The sequence below is a fragment of the Paenibacillus etheri genome (assembly GCF_001012825.1).
Taxonomy (GTDB): Bacteria; Bacillota; Bacilli; order Paenibacillales; family Paenibacillaceae; genus Paenibacillus_AQ; species Paenibacillus_AQ etheri.
On record NZ_LCZJ02000090.1, the window covers coordinates 1 to 230 of the forward strand.

At 40.0% G+C, this 230-nt stretch carries 1 pseudogene; it reads right to left on the reverse strand.

Features of this window, described 5'->3' with window-relative positions:
• A pseudogene (locus tag UQ64_RS29135) lies at positions 1–230 on the reverse strand (IS5/IS1182 family transposase); the annotation flags it as partial.

Here is a 230-nt window from a genome sequence, read left to right on the forward strand (position 1 = left end):
CATTCTTTGTCCCCGTACGTGCTCTACGAATTGCCATATGCCCAGCTTTACAAACGTACCTCCCTGCATCTTTATTAAACTCAAATTCATCTTCTTTTTTACGAGCACCTTGAGTAATCTGCGGATGTAATTTGGATACGAGTTGCAATTCGTTTTGTTTGGCATACTGAATATTTTCTTTCTCAGAATAGGCTGTGTCGCCAATAACTGTATTGATTTCCATGCCCGTT